The sequence below is a fragment of the Endozoicomonas numazuensis genome, assembly GCF_000722635.1.
Classification (GTDB): Bacteria; Pseudomonadota; Gammaproteobacteria; order Pseudomonadales; family Endozoicomonadaceae; genus Endozoicomonas_A; species Endozoicomonas_A numazuensis.
In genome coordinates this window covers 773841-778020 of the sequence record NZ_JOKH01000003.1, presented here as the reverse complement: position 1 = coordinate 778020, position 4180 = coordinate 773841, and the positions used below count along the sequence as shown (strand labels likewise).

General features: G+C 45.8%; 4 protein-coding genes. All 4 read left to right on the top strand.

Annotated features, from left to right (window positions below):
- Positions 1 to 98: 98 nt before the first annotated feature.
- The 4 genes from GZ78_RS16145 to GZ78_RS28995 all read left to right on the top strand — a co-directional run bounded on the left by GZ78_RS16145 (position 99) and on the right by GZ78_RS28995 (position 3675).
- The gene (locus GZ78_RS16145) at positions 99 to 1073 is read left to right on the top strand and encodes an IS30 family transposase (RefSeq protein WP_034831994.1); all 975 of its coding nucleotides are present in this window, start codon (positions 99 to 101) and stop codon (positions 1071 to 1073) included.
- Positions 1070 to 2605: a polymorphic toxin type 47 domain-containing protein gene (locus GZ78_RS29000; protein WP_152558777.1), complete on the top strand. Its 1536-nt coding sequence runs from the start codon at positions 1070 to 1072 to the stop codon at positions 2603 to 2605. The genes GZ78_RS16145 and GZ78_RS29000 overlap by 4 nt, the downstream gene beginning before the upstream one ends.
- Positions 2606 to 2609: 4 nt before the next feature.
- Positions 2610 to 3050 carry a hypothetical protein gene (locus GZ78_RS16135; protein WP_201772722.1) on the top strand — a complete coding sequence of 147 codons (441 nt, stop codon included), beginning with the start codon at positions 2610 to 2612 and terminating at the stop codon, positions 3048 to 3050.
- Between the two features lie 178 nt (positions 3051 to 3228).
- Complete coding sequence (locus tag GZ78_RS28995; protein ID WP_152558709.1) at positions 3229 to 3675, top strand: hypothetical protein; 447 nt, start codon at positions 3229 to 3231, stop codon at positions 3673 to 3675.
- Positions 3676 to 4180: the final 505 nt, after the last annotated feature.

Sequence of the window (4180 nt, the reverse complement as noted above, 5' to 3'; positions counted from 1 at the left end):
GCTGGATTAATACAATAAGTGCAATCGACTGATATTTCAGATGTGAGCCAGCTGCTGGTACATTCTGTAGCTCTCACACTCAGAAATGGAAGTCAGGAATGAATACACAAACCAAACTATACAAGCAACTGACTCAGGGGCAACGATACCAGATCGAAGCTCTTCTTGGGACAGGTCTTACGCAGAAAGAGATTGCAGAGAGAATTGGCACCAGTGCAGGCACCTTATCTCGGGAGCTTCAACGCAATACTGATGGCAACGGTTATTGTGCCGAGACAGCTCACAGTATGGCTATTCATCGTAGAGTGTCAGCCAGAAAATACAGTAAAGTCGATGAACGACAAATGCCGATTATAGAAAATGGTCTGCTGCTTGGCTGGTCACCTGAGAACATCAGCTGCAGGATGAAAATCGAGATCCCTGAAATCACCTTGAGCCATACCACTATTTACGCTCGTATCGCTGATAACAAGGCCAGCGGAGGCACACTGTACAAGAAGCTGCCTCGTTTTGGAAAGAGACGCTGCAAGGGCGGTAAACGCAAGGCGGGACGTTCCCTGATACCCAATCGCGTTGATATTACTGAACGTCCTGAGGTTGTAGATCTTCGGTCTCGCCTGGGAGACTGGGAAGGTGACACGGTATTTGGACAGGACGCTCACCTGGTGACATTGGTTGACCGAAAAAGCCGCTTCACACTGATTGATAAAGTGGACAACAAGCAAGCAGAAACGGTTGCAGATAGCATGATTAAATTGCTGGGACGGGTATCATCTGTTTGCACCATCACACTGGATAACGGGGGTGAGTTTGCCGCTCATGAAAAGGTAGCTAAAGCAGTGAGTGCTGATGTATTTTTTGCCAAGCCTTATGCCAGTTACCAGAGAGGAACGAACGAGAATACTAATGGCATCATCCGTCGAACCTGGCCTAAGAAAATGGCTCTCGGGGGGCTGACAGCAGCAGAGATTCGAGAAGCTGAATTGTTAATCAATACCATGCCGAGAAAAGTATTAGGTGGGCGAACTCCGCTCGAAGTCTACACCGGGGAGTCGCTTGCACTTATTGCTTGAATCCAGCGCTACTCAAGGATATACAACGACTCCCCATACCGGGTCATTATCTGATCATCACGGAGCAACACGCTTTGGCGCTCAGTATCGAAACTGACCGAATCACCCTTTTTGACCAGAATAACCCCTGCTACTTTCAGGTCGTTGATCGAACGTCGTCTGATGACCTGGCCCCTGTTCTGTTTAATGCGTTGCTGCCTCCGTTAGATTGTAATGCTTCAATATCCGGTGACTATGCACAAGTGCAATGTGGCAACTTTCGCTCACGTTTGCCTTCCGACCCGGAAAGATCCTGGGATATCAATAATCACTCATTCCTGAAAGCCTTCCAGGCTTATGCTGTCTTCACTATTCAGGCAGTACTGCCTGCCAACAGTTCAAGGAAGGTCGTCTCAGGCACTGACGAACAGCTTGAATGGTTGTCGGATCAACAATTCAATCGAGTTCCCGATGTCAATACTGCCGATGCCCGAGGGGTAACCCGCCTGCATCTGGCCAGTCGTGCTGGCAACCAGATCAGTGTTGCTGAACAACTGAGGGAAAAAGTCTGGCACAGCCCTGTGACAGAAGCAGGACAGACTCCTCTGTCGATGGCTAGGGTCAAGGGGCAGCAAAAAGTCATGCAGCTACTTCAGGCAGAGGGTGCCATAGAAACACCCGGGTACCTGGATTCTGACCCATCGACCTTACTGTACCAGCGTTATTCTCAGCCACAGGTTCACCCGGAACCGCAAATTTATCAGCCCGATTATCGTCACCCAGTCTCCGAGCGACTGCCAGGCCAGAATTTTGAACAACATTGCCAGTCCGGTTGTAGTACTGGAATTGACGGCAGTGACGGCCTCGGAGGCTATCGCTTTCGAAAAGCCATCGCCGCCATTGGCCGAGGTGAAGACCCGGTATCTCAGGGTATTGAACGAACTGTTCAGGGAATGGTCAAAATTTCCTATGAACATTTCCCTGAAGAGACTCAGAAAGTACTCAATGGGTTGACAGCTTCCGGGGAAGCAGTAGATGCTGTCGTTGATTTTGCTGATAAAGCTACGGGAAGAGTAGTCAGCAAAAAGTGGAACAGTCTAGATCAGGTGACGAGGGATGAACTGGCGGGATATGGCAAGATATTTTCCGTGATTGCGCCTCCAGCTAAAGTTCGGAGCTTAATGTCACTTGATCAGCTATCTGGGAAACATTGGAGTTTTAACCCGAAAAAAGATGTAGATTTCAGAGGAACAGGGAAGAGCTTTAAGGATGGATTGGAGGAAGCATTTAAAAGAACTGGTATCCCTAGAGAGAATTTTAAAGTCACACAGTGGGGTAAAGACATCAATGGAAAAAGTATACCTACTGAATATACATCATCTAACGGTGCGTCTGTAAATGTTGATATACCAGAGTGGAATAATATTCGAAGCGACGGAACTTTAGGAGCTGGCCCCCATCAACCTCATATTGGTTACCAGACACCAGGTAGAGGCAAAGAACGTATCAGGGGGCACATTTTCATTGACAATATCCCTGCAACAAGGAGGTAACTGTATGAATCATCTACAAGAATTTATGGAATCATCTATTCGGGCAAATGTGCAATGTTATGAGTTAAGTGAAAGGGAAGCTGAAAAATACATTGGTGAAGTGATTAGAAAATTCCACCCTGATAAGTTATCAGGCCATTTATCAATTGGGCATGAGTCAACATCCATTGCTCTTGAACCATGGGAGTTCAGTTATTCTAAAAAATTAAAGGATGAACCTTTGTTCATTTTTTTTGAGCAAAGAGATGTTAATAAAAACAAAATGGCCTGTATAAAAAATGGGAAGAAACTATGTAGTATTCTAGAGCAAGCATATGGAATGGAGTACTTTGTCACAAACCAAAATGTGAGTTTTTTGTTAGCTGTTAATTGGTATGAGATTGAGGGTATTGGAGAAATTACAAATCTAATTAATGAACTTAATAAAAGTAGCCCAGACGAATAAATAATCCCCAAATATCAGGGCATGTGCCAATGCACAGCTAACAAAGCCTTCCAGCCGACGCGCCTTCGGCGCGCGGCTGAAGGCGGCGTTAGGTTCCAAAATAGGGCATACTTATCATTCCATAAACTCAACTGAAAATTATCCATAAAGCCAAAAACAAACCAAGGATGTACGCAATATGATCACTGATGTAATCCAGTATGTTGAAAGCCACCCTCTCGGCACACTCCTGATCACTCTCAGTCTTGCAATCTTCGGTTACTTGCTCCGAGTTAGCTTCTTCCAAAGGCAAAGAATCAGAAAAAGTCTGGACAGTATTAGTGCTGTTTTCCGTGATGACCTGAATGCCCTGATCGAAAGCGACCTCAAAACTATGGACATTCTTAATGAGTCCAGTTTCAACAAGCATAGGTCTGTCATCAGAAATGAAATTAAGCCTCTCGCCATTCATCAGCGTATTCGCCTGAGCAGAGAATGGAAGCAACTGGCCTACGGTAATAATAAAGAACAAGGCAAGCTTTTGCGCTATGAGCAATATGCTGATTGTTACTCCATTAGTGAGAACAAAAAACTTAGAAACCTTGCTGTCCATCGTATAAATTCTATCCTTAAAATTTGTGCATGAACCTAACAAATGGTTCTAAGGGACGCTGCCTGCGGCAGCGCCCTTGAACCAGGCGTTAAGTGACAGGGTGCATAGATTGGTTAGTAATATGAAAGTGCCGTACAAGTAGAAAGAAGAAAGTGTGTACCATCTGGCGATCAAGATCAGGTGTATTATCCTTCTTGCAATGCCAGCGCAAGCAGTATGCTGTTTCTCAATTTTGGGCGGAGCTGGCAAGAGGTTTCAGGTTTTCTTTCCTTGTGCCACGACAGCACAGAGTTCGGAGTCCTTCAGTTCTGAGCAATAGACAACCATTTACAAGTGCTTTGCTTTTTTTTCTCCTCAGTGACTCTGAATCAGTGCTCAGCAAAAAACAGAAAATAGATTAATCTGCTGGCGGTGAGGTCAGGTGCCAAAAATATCAATGGAGTCTCGCCAGCCCAACCATCGTAGCGGCCAGGGCCACTTAACAAGTGCAGGCAAAAGGGACGCCTCACTGTGTTCGCCGCCCCTGCTGCAAGCGTTA